Origin of the sequence: Chryseobacterium sp., from assembly GCF_022869225.1 — a bacterium.
Classification (GTDB): domain Bacteria; phylum Bacteroidota; class Bacteroidia; order Flavobacteriales; family Weeksellaceae; genus Chryseobacterium.
In genome coordinates, this window is the sequence record NZ_JALIHL010000001.1 from 1,734,498 (window position 1) to 1,750,573 (window position 16,076).

Consider the following 16,076-nt stretch of genomic DNA (forward strand, 5'->3'; position numbering starts at 1 on the left):
AATTCCTTTCCATTGTACTTATACTGATAAACTAGAGTTAACTATTTTATTTTGGGTATGTATGAAACTTATATTCGAATTCTTTTTATTTGTTCCTTTATATTTTGTCTGGCTGACTGGAATTTCCTTTGCATCAACTCCATACCAAATTTCCATAAAAGTCACTAAATCAAAAGTATTTACCCGAACGGGAATAAATTTATCGTTTAGTTTATCTAAACTAATTACATTAACAACTCTATCCCAATTAAATTCATCTCCTTTTTCATATTTAAAAAATTCGGATTTCATCAAATCTTTTTTGCTGATCTGAACATGATTAGATAATTGTTTCATTTGCTCCTTATCAAAATATTTAGACCCCATCACAAAAACTAATATAATGTTTTTTGAATAATTAAAATACAATCTTTCATTTTGAAAGTCCGATTTAAATTGCCCTTTATCACTCAATTCTGCATACTGAGTAGGAATATAAGTAGAATAATAAATACCTAGATTTTCAATCTCAAGAAGGTCTTCAAATTCAAAGGTTATAAAAATTACACTATTTTTAATTTTATTGGGAATAGTATTAGTTTTATTAAAATACTCTAAACTTCTTTGAATTTCTTTTTTTACTTTTTCATCTTTCACAAAAGATAATTTATCTTCTTGAGCTGATATGATACCTGATATTAAAAGGAGTATTAATAAAATATATGATTTCATCGTGCAACTGGAATTAAGTTAGGTAATTTTATTTGTCCTGCATTGGATTTTGTTGTAGCTCTATTTATTCCGGTTTTTGGATCTTTTTCTAACCAATATGGAACAAAATAATTTTCTCTCATATTACTTCCTGCTCCTGTATAGTATATAAAGTTATAAATCCCATCTTTAGATATGTAATTATCATGTTCTTGAGCTTTTCTTGTGAAAGGGTGAGTATGCCCCGCATAGAAAAGATTATCATATGTAAGACCTTCTGCTCCAAAATTCCAAGGCGCGGTTACCCGATTTAGTTTGTGTGAAGTTCCGACTAAAAATGTGTCATCTTTTTCTGTTCTAAATCCTCCTATTGTCCACTCTACACGACTGTTGTCCGCTGCAAATTGAAAAACTCTTCTTACATCTACAGAATTTGTTGTTGTACCGTGACTCAAACCATTACCATCTTTACCCGAAAGCTGGCTGATAAGGGTTCCGTCAGAAGGACTACTTTTATCTACTTTCACATAATCTTGGTTTTCTTTTCCTACTCCTTCTGTTGCTTTTTGTGCATTGCCGTTTTCATCTTTTACGGCATTTCCATTGGAATCACTTTTAGCTTTGTAAAGTCTATCAAAATTATCATCTGTCTTTTGAATTAAGCTAACATTTCCATTATCATCAACACCATAATCGTCATAATTCATTCCATTAGAATCTACGTAGAAAATAGGGTTATTCCCAGATATATGATAAGTAGACATTGGTTGATATTTCTCCGCCAATGGATCTACAACTCCCCATCTCCCAATATCCGGCATATAAAACCTCGCTCCATAGTCATACATTCCACTCTCCTGAAGCTCCTTTCCATTGTACTTATACTGATACGCATTCTGAGTGGTAGCTGTATAATTATGCAGTAACCCAAAAGGATAATAAGTATTCACTTCCACAATCTCTCCGGGTTTCCAATAATCAATACAGATGGGCAGCTCAAATGGAGGGGTGTAGTTCCAAATATTTTATTCACCGTCCATGAGCTTTAGCGTGATCCACAAGAATGGGTGCATAAATCGTTTTATTTTCTGAGTAATTTTATTGCAAAATTATATATTTTCAATCCTATATATATATAACAAAATTGTATTATAAAGAACAGTATAATGTACAAAGGAAATGTAAGAATAAATACTAATAATGACTTTATTCCTGTAATCTTTTCATCATTCAGAGTAGAAGATGTCCAGCCTAAAGCATTAAAAGTAATCCCTATTATAAACATAGGTATTAAGATTCCTATAGTTGAATATTTAACAATATTCACTATTTCTTTCGTACTCAGATTCAAGTTATTTAATTTCATTTTTATTTGCTTTTTATTTTATCTTTTACATCATTTACTTTCTCTTGAATAAAGTTTTGGAAAAATGTTCCAACCATTCCCCCTGTATTTACAATTCCCTGTATAGCTTCGCCTGCATTTATTTCCACTCCTACATGGAGAGCCTTGAATACTTTTATTTCGCCTCCTATTTTTAAATCTGATACATCTAAAGAAATATCTCCAGTTGTAATCTTTCCTTCGACTTTCCCTCCTTCAGCACTACCACTTAAAGAAGGTTTACCATTTTTAATAGTTCCTTCTCCCTCCATTGAAATTGCAGCTGCGCTTCCTTCTATTTTAGCTTTTTTTATCCCTAAAGACCCTTCTACGGCTAATCCTTCAGCTTTAATCTTAGCAGAGGGTTTTTGTGTATTTAAAGATCCCTCAATTTTAGCAACAGCTCCTCCTAAATGCCCTTTTAATGGCCCCACAGTTATTCCAGCTTCTCCCCCCAAAGCTCCCAATTTGGGCTTTAAAGATAATGTGCCGTTAAAAACATTACTGAAGTTTCTCTTTGCTTCTGTAGCATAACTTTGAACCTTTTTATCAGAAACAGCTCTTAGACGAGCCTCTTGCTTTTTATTTAAATCATTGGCATTCTCAAGGCCTTCAACCTCTTTTCCATGAACAGGTTGATTAGATGAAAATTGATAAGGAGTGTAATCTTCATACTTTTCAGCCAGCGGATCAATATTAAAGAATCTACCTACATCCGGCATATAATTTCTCCACTTAAAACTATAGAATCCAGTCTCCTGCAGCTCCTGTCCTTGGTACTTATAATTGTACAATCCCGCTCAGCTTTTCCAAAGCTTCCTACTCAGGTTTTTCTTGCGCGAGGCTTTACACTGTGAACGTCTTCTCTTGCCCGCTTACGTAAATATAATTTTTCTTTTTCAATTGAAAAAAATAAGAATGGTATTTTAAGGATAGAACATTGCTTTTAGACAAGGATGTAATAAAAACGGTTTTTAAACCATATAATTATTAAAATATTACTTTTTATACCTGTTTTCCAATTGTAATAAATCAAAGTTGTAATTACATTTGTTCCATGGAAAATACAATTACCATTCTAGCACTACTTTTCCTCGTGATTTTAGCGATGACAGCCTTTGTTATTGTTACTAAAAATACAGGAAAACTAAAAAAGTGATTACAAACCCGGTTGTAATCACTTTCTTTCAATTTAGTTTTCAGTAGTCCACCCCGCCAGGTGGGCTATTGTTTTACAAATATATACTTTCTTTCGATTTGTTTTGTGGTTCCGGTGGTATTGTTGTCGCTGTTGTTGTAGATGTGGACTTGTGGGTAAAATAACGATGGCAAAAGCTTCGGCTTTATCCACAAATCCACATCCTTTAACATACTTCCAGTTCAACGGCGATTCAGAGCGGGGGTGCATTTTTCCTTATTTCGGGTGGTTGAAGCGTTGGAGAGAAAAGTCTTTTTCTGTGGCTGGTCTAGTATTGGGAAATGGCTTTTTTGTTCTCTTTCCCTTTACCGTTTTTATATGGTTGTAATAGTTTAAAATATCTTCGGATTTTATTGCTGTATTCTCTTTTTTAATGAATTCTAAAAACACTCTGATTTGTCTTGGATATGTATTGGTAACCGTTTCACAATAGCCCAGATTCTGTAATTCTTTTCTGAATAAATAAATGTCTTCCATATTCTACGACCGTTTTGCTTACTCAATATTTTAAATTTTGGAACGCAAGATTTTATTTTCTCTGTAAATATTTTATTCATCGTATTTCTTTCTGTCGTAACCCTATATTTTAGCGTTCCCTTTGTGTTCCTGTGGTGTTCCGTTAGCGTTCTTCAACTGTCGTATTTGATTCTGCAAAAACTCTTTGATTTCACTTCTCAATTTTTGGTGATTATCCCAATAGCTGATTTTATATTTTATTCCTTTGTTGGCAAAACCTCCGTTTTGTTTGATGTAATCTAATTCCGTCAACGCCTGTATATATCGGAACATTTGCGTTTTACTGATATTGAACTCTTGTCTTATTTCTCTTAAAATAAATTCTTGGTTCTCATTCTTTACATACTTCTTTAATCTTTCGTAGAACTGTCTCAGACTTCCGTCCAGCTCGTCAACTTTCAACACGACGCTTTCAAACAAAACCTCTGTAGCCTGTTCTATATCTTCGATTTCTGTAATCAGAAAACCGTTTTTAACTTCTCTCTGATACTGATTAATAAAAGTAACTTGCTTTATTACCGCTTGATACATTTCGTTTAATCTCCTTATTTTATGAACCTTTTCGGGAAGATTCAGTTTTGTTGCATACGGATTTATTACTTCGTAATATTTCAGATTTCTAACTAATTTCTGTACAAAACCGATTGCCTTTTCCTGTTCGTTTCTATCGATTTCTCCTGCATTTCTGCGGTTCTGATACTCGATAATTCTTTGTGTCTGTTCTTTGCTTTCATCGACTGCCAACAAAAAACTCCGGCTCATATTATCCTCATACGTTTCGCCTTTGGTCGTTGCTGATAAACTGCTGAACTGTCCTTTTACAATCTTATGAGAAGATTTATTGTTTCCTTTCTTATCCTTGATGGTTACTGAACTTCTTAACACTTGATTGCTGATAAATTCTCTTAGCGCATACAAAGCATCTTCTTTTAATCCGTCCAGATCTTCAATGATAATTATCTTTCCGTGTAAATCAAATTCTCCCCAGTTATACAAACTGGATTCTGTAATTCTCGTAAACCGGAGTACATCTTCCTGTGGCATTAAATCCGCAATTCTGCTGATAATATGCGTTTTTCCGCTTCCCGAACTTCCTTGTACCAATGCGTGTAATGGGTTCTTATTTAAGTAGCTTATAATGATTAAAAACAATAATAATCTGCTGTTTTCTTCCCCGATGATTCCTGCTTTTTCGATGAGTTGATTGAGAGATTTCAATAAATCTTTCTGCTCTAAAAAATCTACAGCATTTAAGTTTTTACTATTTTTTACTATTTCGTCTTTTTCGGTTTTCGTAATTTCCTTTTCTTCAGTGACTTGTATTCTTTCTGTGGAGATAGAGGGACTCTCCACAACTTCTTCAGTCGAAAAAATAAATTTCCGTTTTTCTAATAAGTCAATAAATATTTCTTCATTGTGGAACTGCAACGTTTCATTGACATCTTTATTCGGAAGTTCAACCGTTGACAGCGTAATCGTCGGGCTCATAACCCGAAGGTCTTCAGCATATTTTTTTACCGCTTTTTCTCCTGCATCGTCTTGGTCAAAACAGAAAATAATTTCTTCAAGTTCCGGAAGTTCTTTTATTGCTTTTAAGATTTCTTCATTTAATCCATTGGTTCCAAAACAGCTTATTAGACTGTAATTGTCCCGTATTTCTTTTATCTGGAGTAAACTTGCACAATCGATAATCGCCTCCGTTAAAATCAGTTTTTTAGTTTCCTTTTTGGATAACCGGGATAGATTCCTTTTCGGTCTTTCAGATAATAATGCTTCGCTTTATCATCGTTTAAAATACTTCTAAAATATAATCCTGTAACTTGATTCTTCTGATTTCTAAGCGCAAAACAGATGCACCATTTCGCAAAAGGACTGTAACCTTTTTCACCTGTTCTGCTGTTGATTAATCCTTTGTCCTGCAACAATCCAACTTCTAAAGCCTGTTTCAATAATTCCTCCGTTTTCCTTTCCCCGTGGTGGAACTGTCCCGAGTTGTAACCGATTTCTAAAATACTGTTGTCGAGATTTCTTTTTTCCAAATATTCTTTTGCTGGTTTACTGTTACTGATGGCATTTCTAAAATATTGGAACATATTATTTAAAAATTGTTCTCTGCTGATTTCTTGATTTCCGGAACTTGGATTTAAAATCTCTTCAGCTTTTTTAATGGCTTCGTACTTGGATAAATTCTCCTTATGCATTATAAAATCGATCACATCCATACTTTTTCCGTGGGTTTTGCAATTACTGCTAAAACAATAGGCTGTCTGTGTTTTGTAATACACCTGCATTGATGGCGTTTTATCCTCGTGGAACGGACAACACATTTTCGCATTTTTATCGGGTTTTAAACCGTAATACTGCAAGATTATAGAGAGTGATAACTGGGATTTTATTGCGGAGATTTCCATAGTGAAAAGTTTTTGACTTTTATTACAATACAGCAAAGATATATTAAATTGTATTATTATACAATATATAATTTTATTGATTCTAATATATGGAACTATTTGCTAAATTTGTTGTGTTAAAAGTCCACAATATGAACATCGGTGAAAACATCAAAAGAATAAGACTTGCTAAAAGCCTTTCTCAAAAGGAAGTGACCATTAATGCAAGTTTAGATACTGCACAATACAGCCGTATAGAAAACGGCAAAACAGATCCTTCTGTAAATACTTTGGAACGTATTGCTAAAGCTTTGGGAATAACACTTGCAGAACTTTTTGCTTCTACTGATGAACTCAAAGAAATTAATTCGCTCGATAAATCGCTGATGGAAAAAGTAGCATTGATGGAAAGTCTTTCTCCTGAAGAAAAACAAACCATATACACAATGCTCGACGCTTTTATAGGTAAACGTAAATTGAAAGATGCGCTCTCAAACGTGCTACAAGATGTAAAATAAAAAACTGCCACTCGAAAGAGTGGCAGTTTTTTTATAGGAGGATAATTTCAAAAATTAGTAGATAGAACTTCATCTATGTTAGATTCATAATCTAAAGTGTCTATTTTCCAATTATTCTTTATTACAAGTTTTAATGTTCCTTTTGCTTTTATAATAGAATCTCCAATTTGAATTTTCTCATTCCAACCTGTATGTGTGGGCAAACTGTCATTACCATATACAATATATGTTGCCCCGTGATTAGAATAATCTATTGATTTTCTATCAATAACAGATTTTATAGTCTTGCTTCTAATTTTTTTAAATAATAAATCATTTTCATCATTAGATGGATAAAAATGAAAATAGATTTGGATAGATGCAAAAATCAATACAACCCCTAAAACACCCAAGAAATATTTTCTTTTTGAACTTCTCATTATCTCCCAATTAAAGTAGTTTTAGACCTTGTCCACATAGCTCCAGCTTCAGCCCCAATTCCATAACTTCCCGACTTAGTAGTATATCCATTTTTGTTTTTACCCCATTCATTATAATTAAAATTTTGTGAAGGCGTTAATTTACTTTCATTAGTAGATCCCCCATAAGATCCAGAAACTGGACCAACACCTACATTATACGAATTTCCATAACCTTCATAATCACTTACGTGAAAGTTTCTATTAGGATCTGTTGCCGTTATCGGAATAAAATCAAGACTTAAACCAGCTCCTATACCTAAATTACCTCCAATTGTGTAATAAAAAGAAGAATCTCCATATGAATCCTTAACAAACCCAAATGCTAAATTTAATCCTCCTCCAAGAGCCCAATTTAAAGAAATTTGTGAAGCCATACCGCTTATAGGTGTTTCTAATGCATTTACTTCAATGCCGCTAATATTAGAACTTCCGTAAGAGGTGCTATTGTCTGCTACTTGCGTTACAGAGCCATTTTCGTTCAAAGTATGTGTAGTGTTGCCATCTACTTTTATTGTTCCTGTTGCTCCTACACTATCAACATTTGCATAACCTGCTTCTTTTGCTTGATCTACAGTTTTTACATTCGCGTCATATGTCATAGTGGTTTGATTAGTCTTAGGATCTACCATCTTTATCCAATCGGTTCCCTGTCTTCCATCGGGATCAATAAATCTCAAAGGATTATTAAACGCATAATTGTAAGGACTATGTCTTGTCATTTTCTCCGCCAACGGATCCACAACACCCCATCTTCCCAGATCCGCCATATACATCCTCGCTCCATAATCATACATTCCTATTTCCTGTAATTCCTTTCCATTGTACTTATAATTGTACAATCCCGCTCAGCTTTTCCAAAGCTTCCTACTCAGGTTTTTCTTGCGCGAGGCTTTACACTGTGAACGTCTTCTCTTGCCCGCTTACGTAAATATAATTTTTCTTTTTCAATTGAAAAAAATAAGAATGGTATTTTAAGGATAGAACATTGCTTTTAGACAAGGATGTAATAAAAACGGTTTTTAAACCATATAATTATTAAAATATTACTTTTTATACCTGTTTTCCAATTGTAATAAATCAAAGTTGTAATTACATTTGTTCCATGGAAAATACAATTACCATTCTAGCACTACTTTTCCTCGTGATTTTAGCGATGACAGCCTTTGTTATTGTTACTAAAAATACAGGAAAACTAAAAAAGTGATTACAAACCCGGTTGTAATCACTTTCTTTCAATTTAGTTTTCAGTAGTCCACCCCGCCAGGTGGGCTATTGTTTTACAAATATATACTTTCTTTCGATTTGTTTTGTGGTTCCGGTGGTATTGTTGTCGCTGTTGTTGTAGATGTGGACTTGTGGGTAAAATAACGATGGCAAAAGCTTCGGCTTTATCCACAAATCCACATCCTTTAACATACTTCCAGTTCAACGGCGATTCAGAGCGGGGGTGCATTTTTCCTTATTTCGGGTGGTTGAAGCGTTGGAGAAAAAGTCTTTTTCTGTGGCTGGTCTAGTATTGGGAAATGGCTTTTTTGTTCTCTTTCCCTTTACCGTTTTTATATGGTTGTAATAGTTTAAAATATCTTCGGATTTTATTGCTGTATTCTCTTTTTTAATGAATTCTAAAAACACTCTGATTTGTCTTGGATATGTATTGGTAACCGTTTCACAATAGCCCAGATTCTGTAATTCTTTTCTGAATAAATAAATGTCTTCCATATTCTACGACCGTTTTGCTTACTCAATATTTTAAATTTTGGAACGCAAGATTTTATTTTCTCTGTAAATCCTTTATTCATCGTATTTCTTTCTGTCGTAACCCTATATTTTAGCGTTCCCTTTGTGTTCCTGTGGTGTTCCGTTAGCGTTCTTCAACTGTCGTATTTGATTCTGCAAAAACTCTTTGATTTCACTTCTCAATTTTTGGTGATTATCCCAATAGCTGATTTTATATTTTATTCCTTTGTTGGCAAAACCTCCGTTTTGTTTGATGTAATCTAATTCCGTCAACGCCTGTATATATCGGAACATTTGCGTTTTACTGATATTGAACTCTTGTCTTATTTCTCTTAAAATAAATTCTTGGTTCTCATTCTTTACATACTTCTTTAATCTTTCGTAGAACTGTCTCAGACTTCCGTCCAGCTCGTCAACTTTCAACACGACGCTTTCAAACAAAACCTCTGTAGCCTGTTCTATATCTTCGATTTCTGTAATCAGAAAACCGTTTTTAACTTCTCTCTGATACTGATTAATAAAAGTAACTTGCTTTATTACCGCTTGATACATTTCGTTTAATCTCCTTATTTTATGAACCTTTTCGGGAAGATTCAGTTTTGTTGCATACGGATTTATTACTTCGTAATATTTCAGATTTCTAACTAATTTCTGTACAAAACCGATTGCCTTTTCCTGTTCGTTTCTATCGATTTCTCCTGCATTTCTGCGGTTCTGATACTCGATAATTCTTTGTGTCTGTTCTTTGCTTTCATCGACTGCCAACAAAAAACTCCGGCTCATATTATCCTCATACGTTTCGCCTTTGGTCGTTGCTGATAAACTGCTGAACTGTCCTTTTACAATCTTATGAGAAGATTTATTGTTTCCTTTCTTATCCTTGATGGTTACTGAACTTCTTAACACTTGATTGCTGATAAATTCTCTTAGCGCATACAAAGCATCTTCTTTTAATCCGTCCAGATCTTCAATGATAATTATCTTTCCGTGTAAATCAAATTCTCCCCAGTTATACAAACTGGATTCTGTAATTCTCGTAAACCGGAGTACATCTTCCTGTGGCATTAAATCCGCAATTCTGCTGATAATATGCGTTTTTCCGCTTCCCGAACTTCCTTGTACCAATGCGTGTAATGGGTTCTTATTTAAGTAGCTTATAATGATTAAAAACAATAATAATCTGCTGTTTTCTTCCCCGATGATTCCTGCTTTTTCGATGAGTTGATTGAGAGATTTCAATAAATCTTTCTGCTCTAAAAAATCTACAGCATTTAAGTTTTTACTATTTTTTACTATTTCGTCTTTTTCGGTTTTCGTAATTTCCTTTTCTTCAGTGACTTGTATTCTTTCTGTGGAGATAGAGGGACTCTCCACAACTTCTTCAGTCGAAAAAATAAATTTCCGTTTTTCTAATAAGTCAATAAATATTTCTTCATTGTGGAACTGCAACGTTTCATTGACATCTTTATTCGGAAGTTCAACCGTTGACAGCGTAATCGTCGGGCTCATAACCCGAAGGTCTTCAGCATATTTTTTTACCGCTTTTTCTCCTGCATCGTCTTGGTCAAAACAGAAAATAATTTCTTCAAGTTCCGGAAGTTCTTTTATTGCTTTTAAGATTTCTTCATTTAATCCATTGGTTCCAAAACAGCTTATTAGACTGTAATTGTCCCGTATTTCTTTTATCTGGAGTAAACTTGCACAATCGATAATCGCCTCCGTTAAAATCAGTTTTTTAGTTTCCTTTTTTGGATAACCGGGATAGATTCCTTTTCGGTCTTTCAGATAATAATGCTTCGCTTTATCATCGTTTAAAATACTTCTAAAATATAATCCTGTAACTTGATTCTTCTGATTTCTAAGCGCAAAACAGATGCACCATTTCGCAAAAGGACTGTAACCTTTTTCACCTGTTCTGCTGTTGATTAATCCTTTGTCCTGCAACAATCCAACTTCTAAAGCCTGTTTCAATAATTCCTCCGTTTTCCTTTCCCCGTGGTGGAACTGTCCCGAGTTGTAACCGATTTCTAAAATACTGTTGTCGAGATTTCTTTTTTCCAAATATTCTTTTGCTGGTTTACTGTTACTGATGGCATTTCTAAAATATTGGAACATATTATTTAAAAATTGTTCTCTGCTGATTTCTTGATTTCCGGAACTTGGATTTAAAATCTCTTCAGCTTTTTTAATGGCTTCGTACTTGGATAAATTCTCCTTATGCATTATAAAATCGATCACATCCATACTTTTTCCGTGGGTTTTGCAATTACTGCTAAAACAATAGGCTGTCTGTGTTTTGTAATACACCTGCATTGATGGCGTTTTATCCTCGTGGAACGGACAACACATTTTCGCATTTTTATCGGGTTTTAAACCGTAATACTGCAAGATTATAGAGAGTGATAACTGGGATTTTATTGCGGAGATTTCCATAGTGAAAAGTTTTTGACTTTTATTACAATACAGCAAAGATATATTAAATTGTATTATTATACAATATATAATTTTATTGATTCTAATATATGGAACTATTTGCTAAATTTGTTGTGTTAAAAGTCCACAATATGAACATCGGTGAAAACATCAAAAGAATAAGACTTGCTAAAAGCCTTTCTCAAAAGGAAGTGACCATTAATGCAAGTTTAGATACTGCACAATACAGCCGTATAGAAAACGGCAAAACAGATCCTTCTGTAAATACTTTGGAACGTATTGCTAAAGCTTTGGGAATAACACTTGCAGAACTTTTTGCTTCTACTGATGAACTCAAAGAAATTAATTCGCTCGATAAATCGCTGATGGAAAAAGTAGCATTGATGGAAAGTCTTTCTCCTGAAGAAAAACAAACCATATACACAATGCTCGACGCTTTTATAGGTAAACGTAAATTGAAAGATGCGCTCTCAAACGTGCTACAAGATGTAAAATAAAAAACTGCCACTCGAAAGAGTGGCAGTTTTTTTATAGGAGGATAATTTCAAAAATTAGTAGATAGAACTTCATCTATGTTAGATTCATAATCTAAAGTGTCTATTTTCCAATTATTCTTTATTACAAGTTTTAATGTTCCTTTTGCTTTTATAATAGAATCTCCAATTTGAATTTTCTCATTCCAACCTGTATGTGTGGGCAAACTGTCATTACCATATACAATATATGTTGCCCCGTGATTAGAATAATCTATTGATTTTCTATCAATAACAGATTTTATAGTCTTGCTTCTAATTTTTTTAAATAATAAATCATTTTCATCATTAGATGGATAAAAATGAAAATAGATTTGGATAGATGCAAAAATCAATACAACCCCTAAAACACCCAAGAAATATTTTCTTTTTGAACTTCTCATTATCTCCCAATTAAAGTAGTTTTAGACCTTGTCCACATAGCTCCAGCTTCAGCCCCAATTCCATAACTTCCCGACTTAGTAGTATATCCATTTTTGTTTTTACCCCATTCATTATAATTAAAATTTTGTGAAGGCGTTAATTTACTTTCATTAGTAGATCCCCCATAAGATCCAGAAACTGGACCAACACCTACATTATACGAATTTCCATAACCTTCATAATCACTTACGTGAAAGTTTCTATTAGGATCTGTTGCCGTTATCGGAATAAAATCAAGACTTAAACCAGCTCCTATACCTAAATTACCTCCAATTGTGTAATAAAAAGAAGAATCTCCATATGAATCCTTAACAAACCCAAATGCTAAATTTAATCCTCCTCCAAGAGCCCAATTTAAAGAAATTTGTGAAGCCATACCGCTTATAGGTGTTTCTAATGCATTTACTTCAATGCCGCTAATATTAGAACTTCCGTAAGAGGTGCTATTGTCTGCTACTTGCGTTACAGAGCCATTTTCGTTCAAAGTATGTGTAGTGTTGCCATCTACTTTTATTGTTCCTGTTGCTCCTACACTATCAACATTTGCATAACCTGCTTCTTTTGCTTGATCTACAGTTTTTACATTCGCGTCATATGTCATAGTGGTTTGATTAGTCTTAGGATCTACCATCTTTATCCAATCGGTTCCCTGTCTTCCATCGGGATCAATAAATCTCAAAGGATTATTAAACGCATAATTGTAAGGACTATGTCTTGTCATTTTCTCCGCCAACGGATCCACAACACCCCATCTTCCCAGATCCGCCATATACATCCTCGCTCCATAATCATACATTCCTATTTCCTGTAATTCCTTTCCATTGTACTTATACTGATAAGCAGGGTTCCCCGCCAACACATTCACCCCCTCATGTTTTAATCCAAAAGGATAATAATTGTTTTCTTCAATGATCTCAACTCCTGATCCGTTATTCATGTAACTTAATCGTACATTTCCTAAATGATCAGTATCGTTGTAAATATACTTATTTTTTACAAAATCAAAATAGCCTTCCGAGGTAGGTACAAATTGTAATGCAGGGGAAGCCGGGGGGCAATCCAAACATGATATCCCTGAATTTTCCAACACATACTGAAAGCCATCCAGATAATCCGTAACGGTATAAGCTAGGCTGGTATTTCCCTGCCAGTCTCTCTTATAATAAGAATATCCTTTTTTAAGTTTTGTCCCGTCAGCCCTGTACAAATAAGAACTAAGGCTCCCGAAAGGACTGGTATTGTTGTTGTTCTTCACTGAGGAAGGAAGATTCAGAAAGTTGTATGTAATCTCATTAATTCCTTTATCTAAATGATTTGTCATATTGCCATTCGAGTCATACCCTATGGTATTTCCTCCACCGCTATATCCTGAATAATTCTGAGCAGCATCTGTTACTTTCAAAAGTCTGTTTCCGGAGTAGGTATAGCTCAGGTTGTCAATCTGCATGGCTAGCCCATTGGTGGTATTTTTAGTATTCCGGTACAGTCGGGTAATATTGCCGTTCAGGTCATATTCTATGGTTTCCCCGAAATGATCTTCTTGAGGTACGGTACTGTCAGGTTCGGAATAATGTCCGTAGTTTAGCCTGTTTAAGCTGTCATAACTATATGAATACCTTTTTAAAACATGATCATTAGATGTTTTCCAATCCACCTCTGCAATGTTTCCATTGTATCTTCCGATAGCGAAAAGAGTATTGGCAGGGGTATGGTATTTAAGTTCATATCCAAATAGTTTTCCGCTCAGGTTGGAAGGGTTATTAATTCTGGTCATCCAGCCACGGATGTTATATTGATAATCAATCTGCTGAAGGGGAGCAGCAGCCACTACTCCGCCTACTTTCTTACTTTCTAATTGGGAAAGTTCATTGTATTTGTTCTGGGCTAATATTTCAACAGGATTACCATTGACCTGATGGGTAAGTTTAACCAACCGGTTCTGGGGGTCATACGTAAAGATTTCTCTGGTGACTATTTCTGGGATTGTTGCTAATCCTAACCTTCTATGATAAGTATTTGTTTGAAGGATGGTTCCTGTAAAGTCTAGTTTATGGTTTAATACGGTATATCCTCCAAGGTGGTTATTGCTTCTCGACCCTATTATTCTGCCTTGGGTATCATACCAGGTAAAGGTTTTGGTCCAGTTGTCATCTTCTATATTCTTCACATAAGTGGCTACAGGAAGTCCTTTGGTCGTGCGGTCCTGTGTCGGATTATCCGTAAGAAGAGGCTGGGCAAATGCATTGGTAACAGCGGGTGATCCTGCAGGATAGGTATCATAATAGTTAACACTTAAAACCGTTTCGATATCAAAAAAATATCCATTGCTGTACTGAACCGGCATTCCGTTTTTGGTAAATCCTGTACTGCTCCTGTTCTCCACTATTATGAGATTCCCTGCCTGGGACTGCATGCTGCTTCTGCTTCCTCCGGCAATGATCCCTGTATAAGCCACTCTTCCGAATGGGTCATATTTGGTAATCAGCCATTTGCTTTTCTCCCGCATATTGGCATCCTGGGTCATGATAAGCCTCTCCGCCTGATCATACACCATATATTCCCAGCCTTTTCCAGGCAGTTTTTTCTCTACCAAACGGTTTCTGCCGTCATAACGGTACTGATAATACAGGTTTTCTACGGCAGCCGGTTCCACAGTGGGCGCGGAAGCCAGTGGAGGGATTACAAAGGACAGCTGGTCATATTCATTGTAAACATAGTACGTATCTGCATTTTGGGCAGCGCTCAGTACTTTTCTCACTAACAAAAGCTGTCCTCTGCCGTTTTTGAATTCTATGGTTTTGTTGCCGTCTTCATCGGTTATTGTGTTCTTATATAGTTGTCCACTATCATAAGTCCCTCCGTAATCAATGGTAGACTTAGTGGCACCATTTTCCCAGGTGGTCGTTGTGGTATATTTAATAACTTCTCCTGTAATATTCACATCATAGTCAAACTTCACAGGCTTATTCTGCCAGGCATTTCCTACCTGGATCTGCTGCTGGATCCTGTTTAAAGGTGAGTTTTCCAAAACTTTTTCAGAATAAATCTTTTCCTGGCCATAGAGATCCGGCCGGGAAGCATTGGTTAATGGAGAGGTGTAAATTGCTCCGTTTTGAGTTCCTTGCTGGGGAACGGGTAAAAATTCTTTTACCTGTCTTCCAAAATCATCATATTCGATATGGCTCACCACATCCCTGCCCAATGGGGAGGATTTGACATTCACGACCTGCTTGGGTCTTCCCAGGCCGTCAAAATACTGAATCGTTTCTGAGGTTTTGGGATTGGCAAGTGCAGGGTCTGATAAATAGGTTTTACTGTAAATATAATTTTCTGCGGGACTCGGTGTTGTTTGCGCCGAGGAAAACCCCACCACAAATAATGCACTGAGGGGTGTAATTATCTTTTTAAAATTTTTCATCGCCTGTTCGTTTTTGTAGTGGTCACCTGGCTTAGAAAATCCTGCGTCGAAGAACTGATATCTTTCTGCCAGATCACTTCCCGGGCAGACAGCATGAAGACTGAGCATACAGTACATACACAGAGATAAAGTTTTTTCATACTTGTGTCCAATTTAAATTATTATTGATCTATTTTGCTGCAAAAATATTATTTTTATCTCACTGTAAAAAGACTTAAAACACTGATTTACTACAAATTCATCATCCGTTAATCTTTCCATCATTTTAAGTGATTATCATTCAAAAGTATTGCTCTAAAGCGACAGAATTTGTCGTATTATTATAAAATCCCGTAATTTATTTTAAAAAGAATAATAACAATATTTCAATACAAA

14 protein-coding genes are annotated in these 16,076 nt (G+C 35.0%); 2 read left to right on the forward strand and 12 right to left on the reverse strand.

Annotation, left to right across the window (positions count from 1 at the left end; translation table 11 throughout):
• Positions 1–18 precede the first annotated feature (18 nt).
• The 6 genes from MUW56_RS08120 to MUW56_RS08145 form a co-directional block, all read right to left on the reverse strand.
• Entirely contained in the window at positions 19–711 is a 693-nt protein-coding gene (locus tag MUW56_RS08120) for a hypothetical protein (RefSeq protein ID WP_292012715.1), read from the reverse strand.
• Complete coding sequence (locus tag MUW56_RS08125; RefSeq protein ID WP_292012716.1) at positions 708–1,646, reverse strand: RHS repeat-associated core domain-containing protein; 939 nt, start codon at positions 1,644–1,646, stop codon at positions 708–710. The genes MUW56_RS08120 and MUW56_RS08125 overlap by 4 nt, the downstream gene beginning before the upstream one ends.
• A gap of 412 nt (positions 1,647–2,058) precedes the next feature.
• Positions 2,059–2,868 carry an RHS repeat-associated core domain-containing protein gene (locus MUW56_RS08130; RefSeq protein ID WP_292012717.1) on the reverse strand — a complete coding sequence of 270 codons (810 nt, stop codon included), beginning with the start codon at positions 2,866–2,868 and terminating at the stop codon, positions 2,059–2,061.
• Between the two features lie 620 nt (positions 2,869–3,488).
• A complete protein-coding gene (locus MUW56_RS08135; RefSeq protein ID WP_292012718.1) occupies positions 3,489–3,749 on the reverse strand; it encodes a hypothetical protein in 261 nt (86 codons plus the stop codon).
• Between the two features lie 102 nt (positions 3,750–3,851).
• Positions 3,852–5,498 (reverse strand): toprim domain-containing protein, encoded by a 1,647-nt coding sequence (locus MUW56_RS08140; protein ID WP_367118563.1) that lies wholly within the window; start codon positions 5,496–5,498, stop codon positions 3,852–3,854.
• Positions 5,495–6,199: a CHC2 zinc finger domain-containing protein gene (locus MUW56_RS08145; protein WP_292012719.1), complete on the reverse strand. Its 705-nt coding sequence runs from the start codon at positions 6,197–6,199 to the stop codon at positions 5,495–5,497. Before MUW56_RS08145 ends, MUW56_RS08140 begins: the two co-directional genes overlap by 4 nt.
• Positions 6,200–6,330: 131 nt before the next feature.
• Here MUW56_RS08145 and MUW56_RS08150 point away from each other — a divergent pair, with 131 nt between their 5' ends.
• Positions 6,331–6,696 carry a helix-turn-helix transcriptional regulator gene (locus MUW56_RS08150; RefSeq protein WP_292012720.1) on the forward strand — a complete coding sequence of 122 codons (366 nt, stop codon included), beginning with the start codon at positions 6,331–6,333 and terminating at the stop codon, positions 6,694–6,696.
• A gap of 47 nt (positions 6,697–6,743) precedes the next feature.
• On the opposite strand, the gene MUW56_RS08155 is transcribed toward MUW56_RS08150, so the two are convergent.
• The 4 genes from MUW56_RS08155 to MUW56_RS08170 all read right to left on the reverse strand — a co-directional run bounded on the left by MUW56_RS08155 (position 6,744) and on the right by MUW56_RS08170 (position 11,327).
• Positions 6,744–7,115, reverse strand: coding sequence for a hypothetical protein (locus tag MUW56_RS08155; protein WP_292012721.1), 372 nt, complete (start codon positions 7,113–7,115; stop codon positions 6,744–6,746).
• A complete protein-coding gene (locus tag MUW56_RS08160; RefSeq protein ID WP_292012722.1) occupies positions 7,115–7,996 on the reverse strand; it encodes an RHS repeat-associated core domain-containing protein in 882 nt (293 codons plus the stop codon). The genes MUW56_RS08155 and MUW56_RS08160 overlap by 1 nt, the downstream gene beginning before the upstream one ends.
• 586 nt (positions 7,997–8,582) lie before the next feature.
• Positions 8,583–8,876 (reverse strand): hypothetical protein, encoded by a 294-nt coding sequence (locus tag MUW56_RS08165; protein ID WP_292012723.1) that lies wholly within the window; start codon positions 8,874–8,876, stop codon positions 8,583–8,585.
• A 102-nt stretch (positions 8,877–8,978) separates the two neighbouring features.
• Entirely contained in the window at positions 8,979–11,327 is a 2,349-nt protein-coding gene (locus MUW56_RS08170) for a CHC2 zinc finger domain-containing protein (protein ID WP_292012724.1), read from the reverse strand.
• 131 nt (positions 11,328–11,458) lie between these two features.
• On the opposite strand from MUW56_RS08170, the gene MUW56_RS08175 reads away from it, so the two are divergent.
• Positions 11,459–11,824, forward strand: coding sequence for a helix-turn-helix transcriptional regulator (locus tag MUW56_RS08175; RefSeq protein WP_292012720.1), 366 nt, complete (start codon positions 11,459–11,461; stop codon positions 11,822–11,824).
• A 47-nt stretch (positions 11,825–11,871) separates the two neighbouring features.
• On the opposite strand, the gene MUW56_RS08180 is transcribed toward MUW56_RS08175, so the two are convergent.
• Positions 11,872–12,243, reverse strand: a complete 372-nt coding sequence (locus MUW56_RS08180; protein WP_292012721.1) for a hypothetical protein — start codon at positions 12,241–12,243, stop codon at positions 11,872–11,874.
• A complete protein-coding gene (locus MUW56_RS08185; RefSeq protein WP_292012725.1) occupies positions 12,243–15,818 on the reverse strand; it encodes a DUF6443 domain-containing protein in 3,576 nt (1,191 codons plus the stop codon). The genes MUW56_RS08180 and MUW56_RS08185 overlap by 1 nt, the downstream gene beginning before the upstream one ends.
• Positions 15,819–16,076 lie beyond the last annotated feature (258 nt).

What these genes read in the sequence shown, in the direction of transcription:
- MUW56_RS08120 (WP_292012715.1), bottom strand. Translation starts at nt 711, where the DNA reads ATGAAATCATATATTTTATTAATACTCCTTTTAATATCAGGTATCATA.
- MUW56_RS08135 (WP_292012718.1), bottom strand. Translation starts at nt 3,749, where the DNA reads ATGGAAGACATTTATTTATTCAGAAAAGAATTACAGAATCTGGGCTAT.
- MUW56_RS08145 (WP_292012719.1), bottom strand. Translation starts at nt 6,199, where the DNA reads ATGGAAATCTCCGCAATAAAATCCCAGTTATCACTCTCTATAATCTTG.
- MUW56_RS08150 (WP_292012720.1), top strand. Translation starts at nt 6,331, where the DNA reads ATGAACATCGGTGAAAACATCAAAAGAATAAGACTTGCTAAAAGCCTT.
- MUW56_RS08155 (WP_292012721.1), bottom strand. Translation starts at nt 7,115, where the DNA reads ATGAGAAGTTCAAAAAGAAAATATTTCTTGGGTGTTTTAGGGGTTGTA.
- MUW56_RS08165 (WP_292012723.1), bottom strand. Translation starts at nt 8,876, where the DNA reads ATGGAAGACATTTATTTATTCAGAAAAGAATTACAGAATCTGGGCTAT.
- MUW56_RS08170 (WP_292012724.1), bottom strand. Translation starts at nt 11,327, where the DNA reads ATGGAAATCTCCGCAATAAAATCCCAGTTATCACTCTCTATAATCTTG.
- MUW56_RS08175 (WP_292012720.1), top strand. Translation starts at nt 11,459, where the DNA reads ATGAACATCGGTGAAAACATCAAAAGAATAAGACTTGCTAAAAGCCTT.
- MUW56_RS08180 (WP_292012721.1), bottom strand. Translation starts at nt 12,243, where the DNA reads ATGAGAAGTTCAAAAAGAAAATATTTCTTGGGTGTTTTAGGGGTTGTA.
- MUW56_RS08185 (WP_292012725.1), bottom strand. Translation starts at nt 15,818, where the DNA reads ATGTACTGTATGCTCAGTCTTCATGCTGTCTGCCCGGGAAGTGATCTG.